This is a genomic window from Arthrobacter sp. UM1 (assembly GCF_020483305.1).
Classification (GTDB): domain Bacteria; phylum Actinomycetota; class Actinomycetes; order Actinomycetales; family Micrococcaceae; genus Falsarthrobacter.
This window is the reverse complement of record NZ_JACWAB010000003.1, coordinates 101,846-119,877: the sequence shown is the minus strand read 5'-3', so window position 1 is coordinate 119,877 and position 18,032 is coordinate 101,846. Positions and strand designations below refer to the sequence as shown.

Below are 18,032 nucleotides of genomic sequence, written 5' to 3'. Positions count from 1 at the left end.
GCGGGGCGCTCAGTAGGCGCCGCGGGAGGCGACGACGGCCCGGACCGTCTTCAGCATGATGAGGAGGTCCTGCGCCACGGACCAGTTCTCCACGTAGTAGAGGTCCAGGCGCACCGTGTCATCCCAGGAGAGGTTGGAGCGCCCGGAGACCTGCCAGAGGCCTGTGATGCCGGGGAGCACGAGGAGCCTGCGGTGCACATGGGCCTCGTACTTCTCCACCTCGCGGGGCAGCGGGGGCCGCGGGCCCACCAGGCTCATCTCTCCCCGGAGGACGTTGAGCAGCTGCGGCAGCTCGTCGAGCGAGTAGCGGCGGATGAAGCCGCCGACGCGCGTGATGCGCGGATCGTCCTTGAGCTTGAACAGCACATCGTTGCCTGCGCCCGCTCGGCGCTCGAGACCGGCCAGACGCGCCTCCGCATCCGTGACCATGGACCGGAACTTGAACATCCGGAAGCGCTTCCCGTCCCGGCCGACGCGCTCCTGGGCGAAGAAGACCGGACCGCGGGAGTCTGCCTTGACGGCGGCTGCCGTGAGGACGAAGACCGGCAGGAGCAGAAGGAGGGCGGCGGAGGCGAGCACCAGGTCCAGGGTCCGCTTCATCGAGGCGTTGATGCCGCTGAGGCGGGGCGTGGACACGTGGATCAGGGGCAGGCCCGCGATGGGCTGCGTGTGGATGCGAGGGCCTGCGACGTCCGTGAGGGCCGGCGCCATGATGAGGCCGATCTGCCGGTCCGAGAGCTCCCAGCCGAGGCGGCGGATGGCTCGCGGCGACAGGGCCGCGCCGGTGGAGATGGCCAAGGCGTCCGCGTCGCAGTCGGCGAGGGCCGTCAGGATCTCGTCCACGCTCCGGCTCGTTCCGACGACGGGCAGCGGGAGCTCCTCGCCGTCTGGTGAGGTGGCGGAATACCCGGGCAGATAGGCCGCGACCGGCTGGTACCCGGAGCCGGGCTGGCCGGTGAGCGAGGTGTGGAGGTGCAGAACCGCGCCGGGCCCGCCCAAGAGCATGACGCGGGACGTGAAGCGCCCCGCGGTGCGGGCTCGCACCAGCCACTGCCGCCACAGCCACCGCGAGACGAGCAGGAGGAACAGCCCCGCGGGGAAGGCGATGCCGACATAGCCGCGGGAGGTGTCGATCCGCAGGACGTAGGAGACGACGGCGATGACGCCGAACAGCCACGCCGTGGCCGAGGCGACGCGCTTGTACTCCTCCGACCCCTGGCCGAGCACGCGCTGCTCCCGAGTGCCCCAGGCCGTGAGCAACACCCACCAGAGGGCCGCGGTCACGGCCGTGACCGTCCAATAGTCAGCGGAGTGCTCCTCCACGTGGAGCTCGCCCGTGTGCCTGCCGAACCGCGAGAGGTTCGCGATGGCGAGCGCGACGACGAGCACGACGGCATCGCTGGCCATGAGGAGCCGAGGCGCCGAGGCCGGCTCCGGGGCGGGGGAGCGGGAGAGGCTGTCAGCGGCTCCGCGGGGCGGACGGGTTTCAGGGAAGGGATTCGCGCGGCCAGGGGGCGTTGGGACCAACGAGAAGACTCCTCGAGCAGGCTGGACGCGGCCCTCGGCGGACAGGCCAGCGGGGGACTGGCCGTCTCAGCCGGACGTGCGCGAGGAGGCCGCGCCGCAGTCCAGAGGGCGCATCGGACTTTAAAATGGCAATCGACTGCAATGTTATCCCATGCCCACCGCTCCGGGCGGCGCCTGTGCGGATGAGATGATGGACCGGTGGAAAAGGCATCGACTCACTCGTCCGCGCTCGCCCCCGAGCGCGCGGCCGTCATCGACCTCGAGGCCCTGGCGGCCAACGCCGCCGCCCTGGCAGCTCGGATCTCCCCGGCCGAGCTCATGGCCGTGGTCAAAGCGGACGGGTACGGGCACGGCGCCGTCACAGCGGCCCGGGCGGCCTGGAGCGCGGGCGTCCGCCGCTTCGGCGTCGCCCATGTGCGCGAGGGCCTCGACCTCATCCGGGGGCTCGAGGAGCACGGGATTGGCGAGGGGGCACGGGTCCTCGCCTGGCTCCACACGCCCCACACTGACTTCGCCGCCGCCCTCCGCGCGGGGATCGAGCTCGGCGTCAACGGCACGGAGATCGAGCGGGTCCTCGAGGCTGCCGAGGCCACGGGAGAGGTCCCGCGGCTCCACCTCAAGGCGGACACCGGCCTCGGGCGGAACGGCGCGCTCGAGGACGCGTGGGCCGGGCTCATGGAGCGCCTCGCGGAGCTCCAGCGCGAGGGGCGGGTGCGCGTCGTCGGGCTCATGACCCACCTGGCCGTGGCGGACGAGCCGGAGCGCCCCGAGACGGACTTGCAGCGCGAGGCGTTCGAGCGGGCCGCGGCGCTCGCGGAGCGCTGCGGGCTGGCCGGCCTGGAGAAGCACGCCGCGAACACCCCCGCGGCCCTGCTCCGCCCTGACCTCCGCTACGACGTCTGCCGCGTGGGGCTCGGGCTCTACGGCCTCAGCCCCTTCCCGGACCGGCCTGCCGCCGAGTTCGGACTGACGCCGGCCATGTCGCTCGAGACGACGCTCACCCTCGTCAAGAGGGCCCCGACGGGGCTCGGCGTCTCCTACGGGCACCGGTTCGTGGCGGAGTCGCCCACTCACCTCGGCCTCGTCCCGCTCGGCTACGCGGACGGGATCCCGCGCATCGCCGAGGGCGCCAGGGTCACGGTGGACGGCCGGGAGCATCCGGTGGTGGGGCGCGTGGCCATGGACCAGTTCGTCGTGGACCTCGGCCCGGACGAGTCGGCACTCTCCCTCCAGGGGCGCACGGTCACGGTGTTCGGCGCCCCCGGGAGCACGCCGGTGGAGGTCTGGGCCGAGGCGGCCCAGACGATCAACTACGAGATCGTCACGCGGATCTCGCAGCGTGTGGACCGCGTGGTGCGAGGCGCCCTCGGGCGCGAGGCCGAGTCCCTGCCCCTGGGCCGCCACGAGGCGCCCGAGGCGGAGGACATGAGACGGCTCGGCGAGCGGCTCGGGCGCGCGCTCCGGAAGGGGGACGCGGTGGTCCTCTCCGGGCCGCTCGGCGCGGGGAAGACGACGCTGACCCAGGGAATCGCCCGCGGGCTGGGCGCTGAGGGCCGCGTCATCTCCCCGACGTTCGTGCTGAGCCGCATCCACCGCAACGATCCGGAGGGGCCCCGGCCGGGAGGGCCTGACCTCGTCCACGTGGACGCCTACCGCCTCGGCCCGCACGGCGACCTCGACTCGCTGGGCCTGGACGACACGGCCGGCGAGTCCGTGACCGTCATCGAGTGGGGCGAGTCCGTGGACCCGGCCTTCGGCGAGCGCCGGCTGCGCGTGGAGATCGAGCGGGCCGGGCTGAGCGCGAATCCGGAGCGGGAGGACGGCGGCCTCTCCTTCGACGAGGACGAGGACGAGGGCGCGGACGTCCGGACCGTCTCCGTGACCCTCGTGCGCGGAGACGGCGGCCCGGGCCGGGAAGAGGGCCCGGGGAGGACATCGACGGAGAACGGAACGGAGGCCGGCCGAGCATGACCGAGACAGCGACCCCCAAGAGCACCGAGCCGGTCCTGCTGCTCGCCGTGGACACGTCCGCCCGGGCGAGCGTGGCGCTCGTCCGCTCGGACCGCCCCGAGGAGCCGGTCTACGCCGGCGAGAGCCTCGACTCGACCTCCCACGCCGAGGACGCGGCCTCCATGGTCCGCGCCGCCCTCGAGGCGGGCGGCGTGCCGGACGCAGTGGCCGTCGGCGCCGGCCCCGGCCCCTTCACCGGTCTCCGCGTGGGCATGGCGACGGCGGACGCCCTCGCGTTCGGCTGGGGAGTGCCCTGCGAGACCGTGGACTCCCTCGATGCCCTCGCGTGGGCCGTGCGCCGCGAACGGGCCGGGAGCGCGCCGGCGCCCGTCGTCGTCGCCACCGATGCGCGACGGCGCGAGGTGTACTGGGCCGCCTACGACGCCGAAGGGCGCCGCGTCGAAGGGCCCCGAGTGGACGTTCCGGGAGTCGCAGCCGGGGCGGCGGCCTCCGTCGTCGGCGAGCGAGCCGTTCTGGCGGGCGAGGGAGCGGAGCTCTATCCGGAGGCGTTCGACGAGGCCTTCCCGAACGCGGAGCGGGCGGCGGCCCGGCGGCCGCATGCGCTCGGCGTGGCCGCGCTCGTGCTCGAGGCGAGAGCGCGAGGGGCGGAGCTGCCCCGCCTGAGCCCGCAGTACCTCAGGGCCTCGGACGCCAAGGTGCCGGCTCCGCGCAAGCCCCTCAGCCCCCGGACTGCTGCGGGGGAGCGGCCGTGACCGGCGGGGCGGGCGCGAAGGCGCCGGGCATTGAATTCCGGCTCATGGACGCGGAGGACCTCGAGAGGATCATGGAGCTCGAGGACGAGCTCTTCGGCGAGGACGCGTGGCCCCGCAGCGCCTTCGAGGCCGAGCTGTTCCAGCCCGAGACGCGGGAGTACTGGGTCGGCGAGGTCCGGGAGGACCCGGACGGCGGAGGACGAGGCGAGGTTGCGGCCTACGGCGGCGTGATGTGCGTCCCGCCGGTCGCGGACATCCAGACCATCGGGGTCGCCCGCTCGTTCCAGGGCCGGGGAGCCGGCCGCCGGCTGCTTGAGATCCTCATCGACGCCGCCCGCCGCCGAGCGGCCGAGGACATCCTGCTCGAGGTCCGGGAGGACAACGCGAGAGCCCGGGACCTCTACACGCGCCGGGGCTTCCGCGAGATCCACGTGCGCAAGCGCTACTACCGGGGCGGCCAGGACGCCGTCATCATGCAGCTCGACCTGTCCGAGGAGGACGCATGACCCAGCAGACCGCAGGCGCGGCCGCCGTGCCGACTCCGCAGGAGGGGGCCGAGCCCCTCGTCCTCGGCATCGAGACCTCGTGCGACGAGACCGGAGTCGGGATCGTCCGCGGCACGGAGCTGCTCGCCAACGCGGTGGCGAGCTCCATGGACCAGCACGCCGTGTTCGGCGGTGTCATCCCGGAGATCGCGGCCCGCGCTCACGTCGAGGCCTTCCGGCCCACGCTCGCCGAGGCGCTGGCGACGGCGGGCGTGGAGCTGGACGAGGTGGACGCCATCGCGGTGACCGCGGGCCCCGGGCTCAACGGCGCGCTCATGGTGGGGGTGGCCGCGGCGAAGGCCCTCGCGCTCGCCACCGGCAAGCCGCTCTACGGCGTCAACCACCTCGTGGCCCACGTGGGCGCCGCGGCGCTCGAGGGCGGGCATCTTCCGGAGGGGCTCGGCGCCCTGCTCGTCTCCGGAGGGCACACCGAGATCCTGCGGGTCGGCTCGCTGACCCGGGACGTCGAGCTCCTCGGCTCCACTATCGACGACGCGGCGGGCGAGGCGTACGACAAAGTGGCTCGCATGCTGGGGCTCGGATATCCGGGCGGCCCGGTCATCGACCGGCTCGCCGCCGAGGGGGACCCGAAGGCCATCCGCTATCCGCGGGGCCTCACCCAGCCCAAGTTCGTCGGCACCGCGGAGGAGCCGGGGCCCCACCGGAACGACTTCAGCTTCTCCGGGGTCAAGACGGCCGTCTCGCGCAGCATCGAGCACTTCGAGCGGCAGGGTCAGGAGGTTCCGGTCGAGGACGTGTGCGCCGGGTTCCAGGCCGCCGTGGCGGACGTCATCACCGCCAAGGCGGTGCGAGCCTGCCGGGAGCACGGGATCGGGCACCTGCTCCTCGGGGGAGGCGTGGCCGCGAACAGCGGTCTGCGCTCCCTCCTCGCGGCGCGCTGCGCCTCGGCGGGGATCAGCCTGCGCGTGCCGCCGTTCAGCCTCTGCACCGACAACGGCGCGATGGTGGCGGCGCTCGGCGCCCGCCTCGTCGCGGACGGCGTTCAGCCGAGCGGGCTCGGGTTCGGGACCGACCCGTCCCTGCCCGTCTCCACCGTAAGCCTGCCGCCGGCCTAGTGGCCGGCCGCGGCGTCCGGCAGCTCGTTGGAGCGCATCCGCGCGACGCCGTCGAGGACGACGGCGGTGAGGTCGCCCGAGGTCTGCTCGGCCATCCACCGCTGGCGCTGGTAGCCGGCGCCGGCGTCGATGATCGCGAGGACGTCCTCGAGCTCGTCCGAGCAGCCGAGGTCCTCGGCGATGGGGCGCAGGCGGGGGAGGACGGTGTTCCTCAGGTGGTCCGTCACCAGCTCCTCGTTGCCCTCGCGGTCCAGGATGACGATGGCGTCCAGGCCGTAGCGGGCCGCGCGCCACTTGTTCTCCTTGACGAACCACGGCTGCATCGGCTCCACCGTCTCACCGGCGTCGATCCGCCGGGAGAACTCCTCCACGAGGCACTGCGTGAGCGCCGTGACGGCGCCGATCTCGCGGAGCGTGGTCAGGCCGTCGCAGACCCGCATCTCCACGGTTCCGAGGTTCGGAACCGGGCGGATGTCCCAGCGGATCTCGTTGAGGAGGTCCACCACGCCCGTGTGCATCATGTCCTCTACGTAGCGCTCGAACTCCGACCACTCGGTGAAAGACCACGGCGTGCCCGCCGTCGGCAGCTGCTGGAACATGAGGGCGCGCTGGGAGGCGTAGCCCGTGTCCTCGCCGTTCCAGTACGGGCTGGAGGCGCTGAGCGCCTGGAAGTGGGGGAGGTAGTACGTGAGCCCGTTGACCACGGGGAGGGCCTTGTGCACCGAGTCCACGCCCACATGGACGTGCACCCCGTAGATGAGCATCTGCTGGCCCCACCACTGGGTGCGGTCGATGAGCCGCTGGTAGCGCTCCTTGTCCGAGACGGACTGCAGCTGGGTTCCCGAGAACGGGTGGGACCCCGCGCAGAAGAGCTCCACCCCGAGCTCGTCCGTGACGGCGCGCAGCTCCGCAAGGCAGCGGCCGAGGTCCTCGACGGCCTCCGGCACCGCGCGGTTCACGCCGGTCACGAGCTCCACCGTGTTCTCGAGGAGCTCGCGCTTGATGAAGGGGTGCTCGTCCTCCACCCCGAGCTCGGGCCTGCGGGCGAGGGCCGCCTTGAGCACCGCGGGAGCCACGGACACGAGGTCTCCTGTCCCCGGATCCACCAGGGCGAGCTCCCACTCGAGGCCCAGGGTCGACTGTTCCGACGAGCTGAATTCGATGTTCACAAGGCTCCTTGCAATTGCGGGGTCACATCATTGTATAGACGGCCCGCGGCTAGACTGGCCGGGTGTTCCGACGACTGATGCCCCGACCGCTGGCCGCCTCCGCCGCCCTGTTCGCCGCGACGAGCCTTCTGGCGACGGGCTGCTCCAAGCCCTCCGCCCCGAACAGCGCGCCGTCTTCGTCCGGCAGCAAGAGCTCGTCCTCGACGGCGTCCGCCTCGCCGTCGGCGTCCTCGTCCGACAGCGACTCTCCGACGCCTGTTCCCACCTCCTCTCTCAAGTCTGACGACCCGGACTTCCGGGGCCCGAACGACGACGACCGCCGACGGGCCGAGGGCTACGTCAAGGGGATGAGCGTGGAGGACCGCGCCGGGGCCGTGCTCATCCAGGAGTACAAGGGGAGGAACGCCAAGGCCGCTGCGGCCAAGGCGGCGAAGCTGAAGCTCGCGGGCACGATCATCATGGGGGACAACGTCCCCACCGCGAAGAACGGCACCGCCGACGTCGAGGCGATGAAGAAGGACATCGCCGATCTCCGGGCCGTGACCGACAAGCGCCCCTGGGGGACCATCGTCACCGTGGACCAGGAGGGCGGAACCGTCGCCAGGCTCCGCGCGCCTCTCACGCAGTGGCCCACGCCGATGACCTTCGGGGCCGCCGGCGACCCCGCCCGGACGGAGAAGGCCTCGATGGCCATGAACTCCGAGCTCGCGCAGCTCGGCTTCACGCTCAACAACGGCACGGTGGCGGACGCGACGATCGGCGCCGACGACCCGACCATCGGGGCCCGCTCCTACGGCGAGGACCCTGCGCTCGTCTCCAGGATGGCCAGGGCCAGCGTGGACGGGGCCAAGAAGGCCGGCGTCCTCTCCAGCGTCAAGCACTTCCCGGGACACGGGTCCGTGACCGGGGACTCCCACATCGGCCTCCCCGAGCAGGACGCCAGCCTGGACCAGCTCAAGGCGAGGGACCTCAAGCCCTTCCAGGGCGCGATCGACGGCGGCGCGAACGTGGTCATGATGGGCCACCTCGACGTCCCCGCGCTCGAGCCGGGCGTCCCCACCTCCCTCTCCCCGGTGGCCTACCGCCAGCTGCGCTCGATGGGCTTCAAGGGCGTGGCCATGACCGACGCGCTCAACATGGGCGCGATCACCGAGTCCTACGGTCCCGGCGAGGCCGCCGCACGTGCTCTCGGCGCCGGCGCGGACCTCCTGCTCATGCCCGCGGACGTGGACGCGGCCCGCTCCGGGATCGTGGACGCGGTCAAGAGCGGGAAGGTGAGCGAGTCCCGCCTCAACGAGGCCGCCGAGCGCGTCGTCGCCATGGGCCTCTGGCAGAAGCGGCTGGCCGAGAAGCGCGTTCCCCCGGCGCAGCCCGGCAGCAGCGAGGAGCTCTCCCGCGAGGACAGCGTGGCCGGCGCCACGATCCTGACGGGGCAGTGCTCGGCGCCGCTGGTCAAGGGCGACTCCGTCCGGCTGGTCGGCGGGGATCCGGCGGACCGGGCCGCCTTCGCGGCGGCGGCGAAGGAGTCCGGGCTCAAGGTCGGCTCCTCCGGTCCGACGGTGGCGCTCGCGGGGTACGGATCGGCTCCGATGAACGCGGACGTCGTCGTCGCCACCGACGGCCCCTGGGTGCTCGCGGACTCGACGGCCCCCGCGAAGGTGGCCCTCTACTCGGCCACGCCGAACTCCTTCAGCGCCCTCGTGGCCGTGCTGCGCGGCAAGGTCACGGCGACGGGCAAGCTGACGACCCAGGTCGGGCCGTACAAGGCCGGAACAGGGTGCTCCTCGTGAAGCCCACGATGATCGGGATGGTCTCGAAGGACACCCGCCTCTGCATCTCGCTCTCGGCGAGGCCCAGCAACAACGGCACCCGGTTCCACAACTTCCTCTACGCGCAGCTGGGGCTGGACTACGTCTACAAGGCGTTCGCGCCGCGCGACATCGAGGCGGCGGTGGCCGGAGTGCGCGGCCTCGGGATCCGAGGCGCGGCCGTCTCCATGCCGTACAAGGAGGCCGTCATCCCGCTTGTGGACGCGCTCGCGCCGAGCGCGTCCGCGATCCACTCGGTCAACACGATCGTCAACGACGACGGCGTCCTCACCGCCTACAACACCGACTACTCGGCCGTGGCCCAGCTCATCGAACGGCTCGGACGCCCCACGAGCGCTCCCGTCCTCGTCCAGGGGGCCGGCGGCATGGCCAAGGCCGTGGTGGCGGCCTTCGCGGACGCGGGGTTCGAGGACGTGACCGTCGCGGCCCGGACCGAGTCCCGGGGCCGGGCGCTCGCGGAGCAGTACGGCGCCCGCTGGGTCCCCAGTCCGGAACCCGGCGCGGAGATCGCGGTCAACGCGACGCCCCTCGGCATGGAGGGCGGTCCCGAGGCGGAGACGCTCGCGTTCCCCGAGCCGGTCATCGAGGCGGCGGGGGCGGTGTTCGACGTCGTCGCGCTGCCCGCCGAGACGCCGCTGGTGAAGGCGGCTCGCGAGCGGGGCAAGGACGTGGTCACGGGCGCCGAGGTGGCCGTGCTCCAGGCGCTCGAGCAGTTCGTCCTCTACACGGGCGTCCGGCCCTCCCCGGAGCAGGTGGCCGAGGCGGCCGAGTACATGCGCACGGGCACTGCGCCCGCGGACCGGGCCTGAGCGGCGGCCTCAGAGCGGCTCCCGTCAAAGGGGCTCGACGGCGAGTGCCACCCGCTTGCCCGCGTGCCGGGTGAGGACGAGCGTTGCGGGCTTCCGGGCCTTCCCCGAGGCTTTCGATCCCGCCAACAGCTGGCGCCGCACGGCCGCGGGGTCCAGGTCCACGCCGCGCTTCTTCACGGTCAGCTCCGTGACGCCTTCGGTCCGCACCCAGGACTTGAGCTTCTTCGTGTGGAGGGGCAGGGTCTCGAGGACTCTGTACCCCGTGGCCAGAGGATGGGAGGCCGGAGCGGACCGGGACTCGCGGGCGCTGAGGACGTAGGCGATCTCCGGGTCGAGCAGATCGGCGTCCAGCTCAGCGGCCAGGTCCCGGACGAAGCCGGCTCGCAGGACCGATCCCACCGGCTCCCAGAGGGTGTCCCCGGGGCGGATCTCGGGTGCGAGGTCCGGGGCGGCGCCGTCGTCGTGGGCCTCACGCGAGCCCTCCGGAGCCTCGAGGGGCTCGCGCGGCCGCTCGAGAACGGCGTCCGGCTCGAGGCGGACGGCCCGCGCCGCCGGGTGTCCCGGGTGCGCCGGGGGTGTGGAGATGACCGCCTCGACGGTGTCCTGGCGGTGGGTGATCCACTCGATGTCGAACCGGCCGGGGACCGAGCCGGACTCGAGGCCGGGGCCGAGCTTGGCCGCGATGACCCGCCCCGGATCGGCGGCGCTCAGGCCGGTGAGCGCGGAGAGCGGGGGAGAGAAGGCCTCTGGGTCGAACGTCCTGCGCCGCCCGGAGGCGCCCGCCTCGCGCCGCGCCGGGTCGAACCACAGGGCGAAGCGGCCCCACTCGCCGTCGGCCGCGAGGGTCCCGCCCTCCAGGAGCTCGAGGACGTCCGCGACGACGACGCGGGCGTGCTCGCCACGGGGGTGCCGGGCGAGGTTCCACGCCGTCAAGGCCGCCGTCTCCTCGTCGATCTCCACGGCGAGCACGTCCAGCCCCGCGTCGAGGAACGCGAGGGAGTCCGCGCCGAGACCGCAGCCGGCGTCGACGACGGCGGAGGCGCCCGCCGCGCGGAGAGTCGCCGCATGGCGGGCGGCGAGCTCGGCCCGAGAGGCCTGCTCGAGGCCCGCGCGCGTGAAGAGCATCTGCTCGGCACGGTCCCCGAGCTTGGACCGCGCGCTGGCGCGGAAGGAGCGCTGGGAGAGGGCCCAGGCCGTCGCGTCGGCGCCGTGCCCGGCCGCGCGGAGAGAGGACGAGGCCGCGAGCGGATCGTCGAGGGGCAGTCGGGCCTCGTCGGCCGCGTCGAGGGCGGCGAGCCGCGCGGGATCGAGCGGCGGGGGCGCGGGAAGGCTCATGGCCTCCACCGTATCGGCTCGCTGCCGGCCCGGGAGGCGGCCTGTCTGCCCCTTGGCACTCGCCTTGACCGAGTGCTAACAGCGGGCCTAGAGTTCAAGACAAGCACTCGGACCATGCGAGTGCTAACGCTCGCCCCTCATGGCCGTCCGCGCGGCACCGCGACGACGCACGGACCTTCACGGCCGCGAACCGGGGGAGCGCAGAACTTCTGACGCTAACAGCAAAGGAGAGAGCCGAAGTGTCGGTCTCTATCAAGCCCCTCGAGGATCGCATCGTCGTCCGTCCGCTCCAGGCCGAGCAGACCACAGCGTCCGGCCTGGTCATCCCGGACACCGCCAAGGAGAAGCCCCAGGAGGGCGAGGTCGTCGCCGTCGGCGCCGGCCGCTTCGACGAGAAGGGCAACCGCATCCCGGTTGACGTCAACGAGGGGGACACGGTCCTCTTCTCCAAGTACGGCGGCACCGAGGTCAAGGTCGGCTCCGAGGAGTACCTCGTGCTGTCCGCCCGTGACGTCCTCGCGATCGTCACGAAGTAAGCCCGTGTGACAGGCCGGCTCCGCGCCTCCCCGCCAGGGGCGGCCGGGGCCGGTCCTCGTCAGTCCAGAGCAGCTCACACGGACAGCTAAGGAGAACAGCCATGGCCAAACAGCTTGAATTCAACGAGGAAGCACGCCGCTCCCTCCTGGCGGGCGTGGACAAGCTCGCCGACACCGTCAAGGTGACCCTCGGCCCGCGCGGCCGCAACGTCGTGCTCGGCAAGCAGTGGGGCGCCCCCACCATCACGAACGACGGCGTGACGATCGCCCGCGAGATCGAGCTCGACGACCCGTACGAGAACCTCGGCGCGCAGCTCGCCAAGGAGGTCGCCACCAAGACCAACGACGTCGCCGGCGACGGCACGACGACGGCCACCGTCCTCGCCCAGGCGCTCCTCACCGAGGGCCTGCGCAACGTGGCTGCGGGCGCCGCTCCGGCCGAGCTCCGCAAGGGCATCGAGGTCTCCGTGGAGGCCGTGGCCCAGCGCCTGCTCGAGAACGCGAAGGACGTCCAGGGCCACGAGCAGGTGGCGCACGTCGGCGCCATCTCGGCCCAGAGCCAGGAGATCGGCGAGCTCCTCGCCTCCGCCTTCGAGAAGGTGGGCAAGGACGGCGTCATCACGATCGAGGAGTCCTCGACGACGGACACCACGCTGGACGTCACCGAGGGCATGCAGTTCGACAAGGGCTTCCTGTCCCCGCACTTCGTGACGGACCAGGAGCGCCAGGAGGCGGTCTTCGAGGACGCCGTCATCCTCATCAACCAGGGCAAGATCTCCACGGTGCAGGAGTTCCTGCCCCTGCTGGAGAAGGTGCTCGGGGAGAAGAAGCCGCTCGTCATCATCGCCGAGGACGTGGACGGCGAGGCCCTCTCGACGCTCGTGGTCAACAAGCTCCGCGGCACGCTCAACGCCGTGGCCGTCAAGGCCCCGGGCTTCGGCGACCGCCGCAAGCAGATGATGCAGGACATCGCCACGCTCACGGGCGCGCAGGTGGTCTCCCCGGATCTCGGCCTCAAGCTGGACCAGGTGGGCACCGAGGTGCTCGGCTCCGCCCGCCGCGTCACGGTGACGAAGGACTCGACGACGATCGTCGACGGCGCCGGCAGCGAGCAGGACGTGGCGGACCGCGTCAAGCAGCTCAAGGCCGAGGCCGAGCGCACCGACTCCGACTGGGACCGCGAGAAGCTCCAGGAGCGCCTCGCGAAGCTCTCGGGCGGCATCGGCGTCATCAAGGTCGGCGCAGCCACCGAGGTGGAGCTCAAGGAGAAGAAGCACCGCATCGAGGACGCCGTGTCCTCGACGCGCGCGGCCCTCGACGAGGGAATCGTCCAGGGCGGCGGCTCCGCGCTCGTCCAGGCGCTCAAGGCGCTCGACGAGAGCTCTGAGGTCAAGGCGCTCCAGGGCGACGCGGCCACGGCGGTGGGCCTTGTGCGCCGCGCCCTCGTGCAGCCGCTGCGCTGGATCGCGCAGAACGCGGGGGAGGACGGCTACGTCGTCGCCCACCGCGTCGGCGAGCTGCCTCTGGGCCACGGCTTCAACGCCGCGACCGGCGAGTACGAGGACCTCATCCAGGCCGGCGTCATCGACCCGGTCAAGGTCACCCGCTCGGCTCTGCGCAACGCCGCCTCCATCGCCTCGCTGGTGCTGACGACGGAGACTCTCGTCGTCGAGAAGCCGGCCGAGGACGAGGAAGGCCACGGCCACCAGCACTAGGCTGACCGCTCCTGAGGCCGGCAGAGCCGGCTGACGGGGACGCGCACCAGGGCCCCGTCCCGCGAGGAGACTCGCGGGGCGGGGCCCTCGCACGTTCATCTTGAAGCGTGATAATAACGAGGAATGGAAGATCTGTGTCGCTCTGGGACGCAGCGCAGCGTCATCGCCTGGGGTGCTCTCGTGACGGCGTGCGCGGCGGCCTCGTCGGCCGTCAAGCGGATGCTCCGCGGGCAGGGCGGGGAAGCTCCCCTCGTGGTGCTGGCGGTGGCCGGGGCTGTGGTGTTCGCCTCGCTGCTCGTCGCTCGTCGGCGCCGAGGGCGGCCACAGGCATTGATCCCGGAGATGCGCAGGTGGCCGCTCGCCTTCGCTGCTGCGGGGCTGGGAGGGGCGGCTCTGCCCTCGGTGGTGACTGAGTCGTGGGGCTGGCTGGACGTTGCTCTCTTCGGGATCTGCTTCGCTGTGATCGCCCTCGCGATCCGGTTGCGCCGGAGGAGGCGGGGCGACACGGCGGAATAGCCCGGGGCGGGCGCGCGTTCTAGACTGGACCCAGACCCCGGACCACGATGACAACGCCCGTCGAACGAAAGCTGCGTGCCCTGTGACTGACCCCGCGCTCCCCGCTGAGAACGACCCCTTCGGCTTCTTCGGACTGACGTATGACGACGTGCTCCTGCTGCCCGGGCACACGGACGTCATCCCCTCGGACGCGGATACGTCCTCGCAGCTGACCAAGCGCATCCGGGTGAAGACGCCGCTGCTCTCGGCCGCGATGGACACGGTGACGGAGGCCCGCATGGCGATCGCCATGGCGCGGCTCGGCGGCATCGGCATCATTCACCGCAACCTCTCCATCCAGCAGCAGTCCGAGCATGTGGACCGCGTCAAGCGCTCGGAGTCCGGCATGATCTCCGACCCGCTGACGGTGGCCCCGGACGCGACCCTCCGCGAGCTCGACGACCTCTGCGCCAAGTACCGCGTCTCCGGTCTGCCGGTGGTGGACGCGGACAACACGCTCGTGGGCATCATCACCAACCGGGACACGCGCTTCATCGACGAGGCGGAGTTCGACACGAAGCTGGTCCGCGAGGCGATGACCAAGATGCCGCTCGTGACGGGCCACCCGGGCATCACCCGCGAGGAGACCACGCGGCTCTTCGCCCGGCACCGCATCGAGAAGCTGCCCCTCATCGACGAGGCGGGCAAGCTCAAGGGCCTCATCACGGTCAAGGACTTCGACAAGGCGGACCGCTACCCGGAGGCCACGAAGGACGAGGAGGGCCGCCTGCGCGTCGGCGCCGCGATCGGCTTCTTCGGCGACGGCTACGACCGCGCCATGTCCCTCATCGACGCGGGCGTGGACGTCCTCGTGGTGGACACCGCCAACGGCCACAGCCACGGCGTCCTGGACATGATCTCCCGCCTCAAGAAGGACCCGGCGGCGGCCCACGTGGACGTCATCGGCGGCCAGGCCGCCACCCGCGAGGGAGCCCAGGCGATCGTGGACGCGGGCGCGGACGCGGTGAAGGTCGGCGTCGGCCCGGGCTCCATCTGCACCACGCGCGTGGTCGCCGGCGTCGGCGTCCCGCAGATCACCGCGATCCACGAGTCGGCCAAGGCGGCGCGGCCGGCGGGCGTGCCCGTCATCGCCGACGGCGGCCTGCAGCACTCGGGGGACATCGGCAAGGCGCTCGTGGCCGGCGCGGACACGGTCATGCTGGGCTCGCTCCTCGCGGGCGCGGCGGAGTCCCCGGGCGACCTCGTCTTCATGAACGGCAAGCAGTTCAAGGCCTACCGCGGCATGGGCTCGCTCGGCGCCATGCAGTCCCGCGGAAAGAACACCTCCTACTCCAAGGACCGCTACTTCCAGGCGGACGTTCCGGATGACGAGAAGCTCATCCCGGAGGGCATCGAGGGCCAGGTGCCGTACCGCGGCCCGCTCTCGGCGGTGGTGCACCAGCTCACCGGCGGCCTGCGCCAGACGATGTTCTATGTGGGCGCGCCGAGCATCGGCGAGCTCAAGGAGCGCGGCAAGTTCGTGCGCATCACGCCGGCGGGGCTCAAGGAGTCCCACCCGCACGACATCATGATGACCGTCGAAGCCCCGAACTACCGCTCCCGCTGAGCCGCCCCGCGCTGTCCCGCGGGCCGCTCCCGGCCCGTCCGGGGCGCGCCGTCCCGCGAGGGCGTCCGACCACGACCCACAGAAAGCTGCACCCGTGACTGAGATTGAGATCGGCCGCAACAAGCGAGCCCGCCGGGCCTACTCGCTCGACGACGTCGCCGTCGTGCCCTCCCGCCGCACGCGGAACCCCGAGGACGTCTCGCTCGACTGGCAGATCGACGCGTACTCGTTCTCCATGCCCGTCATCGGCGCGCCGATGGACAGCGTCATGAGCCCGGCGACGGCGATCGCGCTGGGCCGCCTCGGCGGCCTCGGCGTGCTCAACCTCGAGGGCCTGTGGACCCGTTATGAGGACCCGCAGCCGCTCCTCGACGAGATCGCCGAGCTCGAGAGCTCCGGCGTCAACCCGACGCGGCGCATGCAGGAGATCTACGCGGAGCCGATCAAGGCGGAGCTCATCAAGGCCCGCCTCAACGAGATGCGGGAGGCCGGCGTGACCGTGGCCGGCTCCCTCACGCCGCAGAACACGCAGGAGTTCTACAAGACGGTGCTCGACGCGGGCGTGGAGATCTTCGTCATCCGCGCCACGACGGTTTCCGCGGAGCACGTCTCCACGCAGGCCGAGCCGCTCAACCTCAAGAAGTTCATCTACGAGCTGGACGTCCCCGTCATCGTGGGCGGTGCGGCCGGCTACACGCCGGCGCTGCACCTCATGCGCACGGGCGCGGCGGGCGTGCTCGTGGGCTTCGGCGGCGGCGCGAACTCGACGACGCGGCGGGCGCTCGGCATCCACGCGCCGATGGCGACGGCGATCGCCGACGTGGCCGCCGCCCGCTCGGACTACCTCGACGAGTCCGGGGGACGCTATGTGCACGTCATCGCCGACGGAGGCCTCGGGACGAGCGGCGACCTCACGCGCGCCGTCGCCATGGGGGCGGACGCCGTCATGCTGGGCACCGCGCTGGCCCGCGCGGAGGAGGCGCCCGGCAAGGGCTACCACTGGGGCCCGGAGGCGCACCACCACGAGCTCCCGCGCGGAGACCACAAGCACGTGGGCACCGTGGCGCCGCTCGAGCAGCTGCTCTTCGGGCCCGCTGAGCGCCCGGACGGCACGAGCAACATCCTCGGGGCGCTGCGGCGCGCGATGGCGACGACGGGCTACTCGGACCTCAAGGAGTTCCAGCGCTGCGAGGTCGTCGTCTCCCCGTACCCCGCGCACCGCTGAGGCCTGACGCGCCCATGCTGAAGACCGCCCTCACGCCGCGCTGGATCGCGGGGTTCGTCCTCGCGACGCTCGTCGCGGGCTGCTTCGGCTTCCTCGCGCGCTGGCAGTGGTCCCGCTCCCATGAGGCGCCTCCGCCGCCCGCGGCCATCACGGAGACGGTCAGGCCGCTCTCCTCCGTGTACAAGCCGGGAACCGCGCTCCTGCAGAAGCAGGCGGACCACATGGTGTCCGTGACGGGGGAGTTCGACGAGTCCAAGCAGCTCCTCGTCCCCAACCGGCTGCAGTCGGGGGACAAGGGCTACTGGACCGTGGCGGCCTTCCGCGTGGCCGGCTCGGACGAGTGGATTCCCGTGGTCCGCGGGTGGAGCCGGGACGCCGCCGTCCCGGGGAGCCTGCCGAAGGGCAGCGTCAAGCTCGTGGCCCGCATCCTGCCGCCGGAGGCCCCGGCGACGGACGGCACGGCGAAGCTCGGGCCCGGCGAGGTCGGAGCAGTCTCTCCCTCGGAGCTGACCAACCGGTGGGACGTGTCCATGTACGACGCGTTCCTCGTCCCGCAGGACAAGGTCCCCGCGACGGCGGACGCGAGCCTCGAGCGCGTCGTCGTCGGCCCGCAGCCGGAGAACGGCGGCATCAACTGGCTCAACGTCTTCTATGCGATCGAGTGGGTGGCGTTCGCGCTCTTCGCCTACTTCGTCTGGTTCCGCCTCATGAGGGACGACCACCAGCGGCGGCTTGAGGACGCGGAAGACGCGGAGGCCGCCGCCCGCGGGGCAGGAGGAGACGGAGTCCCGGCCGGTTCCGAGGCAGACAGAGACGCGGACGGAGGCCGGCAGGCCGAGACGAGCCGCCCGAGTGAGACCGACAGCGAAGGAGCATCCCGATGACCCAGTCCGACCGCCCCGAGGCGCGCCCGCGCGCCGAGCGCACCGGCCGTCCGATCCGCGCGACGGCGGGCCAGATCCGCGGCGCCCTGAAGTTCTACAAGATCTCGGCCATTCTGACGGGTACGTTCCTGCTCCTGCTCGTCGCCGAGATCATCGCCAAGTACGCCTTCGGGTACGAGCTCTTCGTGGGAGGGGTCAACCTCTCCCGCGCGGTGCAGTTCATCCACGGCTGGCTGTTCGTGGTGTACCTCATCGCGGACTACAACCTGTTCAACAAGCTGCGCTGGACGCTCGGGAAGTTCCTGCTCGTGGCGCTCGGCGGCGTGGTCCCCTTCCTCTCCTTCATCCTGGAGCACAGGGTTCACCGCGAGGTTGAAGCTCAGCTCGAAGGCATCGAGGAGCGAGGCCCCCGGTACTGAGGGCCCCTCAGCATCCGAATGCACTCGGCCCCGCGCCGCTCCTTCAGGGGAGCGGGCGGGGCCGACTATTGTTAAGGCGTGACTTCTCAGCCTGATCCCGCCCACGAGCCTGGCCTGA

General features: G+C 72.0%; 16 protein-coding genes. 13 read left to right on the top strand and 3 right to left on the bottom strand.

The window, feature by feature from the left end; translation table 11 throughout:
* Positions 1 to 9: 9 nt before the first annotated feature.
* A complete protein-coding gene (locus tag H9I38_RS05595) occupies positions 10 to 1,407 on the bottom strand; it encodes a sugar transferase (RefSeq protein WP_226337775.1) in 1,398 nt (465 codons plus the stop codon).
* Between the two features lie 318 nt (positions 1,408 to 1,725).
* Between H9I38_RS05595 and alr the strand changes: the two genes are divergently transcribed.
* Genes alr through tsaD form a run of 4 tightly spaced genes read left to right on the top strand, consistent with a single transcriptional unit; the run spans position 1,726 to position 5,871 of the window.
* Positions 1,726 to 3,498 (top strand): alanine racemase, encoded by a 1,773-nt coding sequence (gene alr, locus H9I38_RS10955; protein ID WP_226337774.1) that lies wholly within the window; start codon positions 1,726 to 1,728, stop codon positions 3,496 to 3,498.
* Entirely contained in the window at positions 3,495 to 4,250 is a 756-nt protein-coding gene (gene tsaB / locus H9I38_RS05585; RefSeq protein ID WP_226337773.1) for a tRNA (adenosine(37)-N6)-threonylcarbamoyltransferase complex dimerization subunit type 1 TsaB, read from the top strand. The genes alr and tsaB overlap by 4 nt, the downstream gene beginning before the upstream one ends.
* Positions 4,247 to 4,756, top strand: coding sequence for a ribosomal protein S18-alanine N-acetyltransferase (gene rimI / locus H9I38_RS05580; protein WP_226337772.1), 510 nt, complete (start codon positions 4,247 to 4,249; stop codon positions 4,754 to 4,756). Before tsaB ends, rimI begins: the two co-directional genes overlap by 4 nt.
* Positions 4,753 to 5,871, top strand: coding sequence for a tRNA (adenosine(37)-N6)-threonylcarbamoyltransferase complex transferase subunit TsaD (tsaD, locus tag H9I38_RS05575; RefSeq protein ID WP_226337771.1), 1,119 nt, complete (start codon positions 4,753 to 4,755; stop codon positions 5,869 to 5,871). Before rimI ends, tsaD begins: the two co-directional genes overlap by 4 nt.
* Here the strand turns inward: tsaD and H9I38_RS05570 are convergent.
* A complete protein-coding gene (locus tag H9I38_RS05570; protein WP_226337770.1) occupies positions 5,868 to 7,040 on the bottom strand; it encodes a glutamate--cysteine ligase in 1,173 nt (390 codons plus the stop codon). The two genes, tsaD and H9I38_RS05570, sit on opposite strands and share 4 nt — an antisense overlap.
* A 62-nt stretch (positions 7,041 to 7,102) precedes the next feature.
* Between H9I38_RS05570 and H9I38_RS05565 the strand changes: the two genes are divergently transcribed.
* Positions 7,103 to 8,830: a glycoside hydrolase family 3 N-terminal domain-containing protein gene (locus H9I38_RS05565; RefSeq protein ID WP_226337769.1), complete on the top strand. Its 1,728-nt coding sequence runs from the start codon at positions 7,103 to 7,105 to the stop codon at positions 8,828 to 8,830.
* Between the two features lie 8 nt (positions 8,831 to 8,838).
* A complete protein-coding gene (locus H9I38_RS05560; protein WP_264177455.1) occupies positions 8,839 to 9,678 on the top strand; it encodes a shikimate 5-dehydrogenase in 840 nt (279 codons plus the stop codon).
* 24 nt (positions 9,679 to 9,702) lie between these two features.
* Here the strand turns inward: H9I38_RS05560 and H9I38_RS05555 are convergent, their stop codons facing one another.
* Entirely contained in the window at positions 9,703 to 11,013 is a 1,311-nt protein-coding gene (locus tag H9I38_RS05555; RefSeq protein ID WP_226337768.1) for a class I SAM-dependent methyltransferase, read from the bottom strand.
* A 239-nt stretch (positions 11,014 to 11,252) separates the two neighbouring features.
* Between H9I38_RS05555 and groES the strand changes: the two genes are divergently transcribed.
* The 7 genes from groES to H9I38_RS05520 all read left to right on the top strand — a co-directional run bounded on the left by groES (position 11,253) and on the right by H9I38_RS05520 (position 17,914).
* Positions 11,253 to 11,549: a co-chaperone GroES gene (gene groES, locus H9I38_RS05550; RefSeq protein WP_226337767.1), complete on the top strand. Its 297-nt coding sequence runs from the start codon at positions 11,253 to 11,255 to the stop codon at positions 11,547 to 11,549.
* 101 nt (positions 11,550 to 11,650) lie between these two features.
* On the top strand, positions 11,651 to 13,264 hold the full coding sequence (groL, locus tag H9I38_RS05545; protein WP_226337766.1) for a chaperonin GroEL: 1,614 nt from the start codon (positions 11,651 to 11,653) through the stop codon (positions 13,262 to 13,264).
* A gap of 123 nt (positions 13,265 to 13,387) precedes the next feature.
* Complete coding sequence (locus H9I38_RS05540) at positions 13,388 to 13,780, top strand: hypothetical protein (protein ID WP_226337765.1); 393 nt, start codon at positions 13,388 to 13,390, stop codon at positions 13,778 to 13,780.
* An 82-nt stretch (positions 13,781 to 13,862) separates the two neighbouring features.
* Positions 13,863 to 15,386 (top strand): IMP dehydrogenase, encoded by a 1,524-nt coding sequence (gene guaB / locus H9I38_RS05535; protein WP_226337764.1) that lies wholly within the window; start codon positions 13,863 to 13,865, stop codon positions 15,384 to 15,386.
* Positions 15,387 to 15,480: 94 nt separating this feature from the next.
* Positions 15,481 to 16,611: a GuaB3 family IMP dehydrogenase-related protein gene (locus tag H9I38_RS05530; protein WP_226337763.1), complete on the top strand. Its 1,131-nt coding sequence runs from the start codon at positions 15,481 to 15,483 to the stop codon at positions 16,609 to 16,611.
* 14 nt (positions 16,612 to 16,625) lie between these two features.
* Positions 16,626 to 17,495 (top strand): SURF1 family protein, encoded by an 870-nt coding sequence (locus H9I38_RS05525; protein WP_226337762.1) that lies wholly within the window; start codon positions 16,626 to 16,628, stop codon positions 17,493 to 17,495.
* Positions 17,492 to 17,914 carry a DUF3817 domain-containing protein gene (locus H9I38_RS05520; protein ID WP_226337761.1) on the top strand — a complete coding sequence of 141 codons (423 nt, stop codon included), beginning with the start codon at positions 17,492 to 17,494 and terminating at the stop codon, positions 17,912 to 17,914. Before H9I38_RS05525 ends, H9I38_RS05520 begins: the two co-directional genes overlap by 4 nt.
* Positions 17,915 to 18,032: the final 118 nt, after the last annotated feature.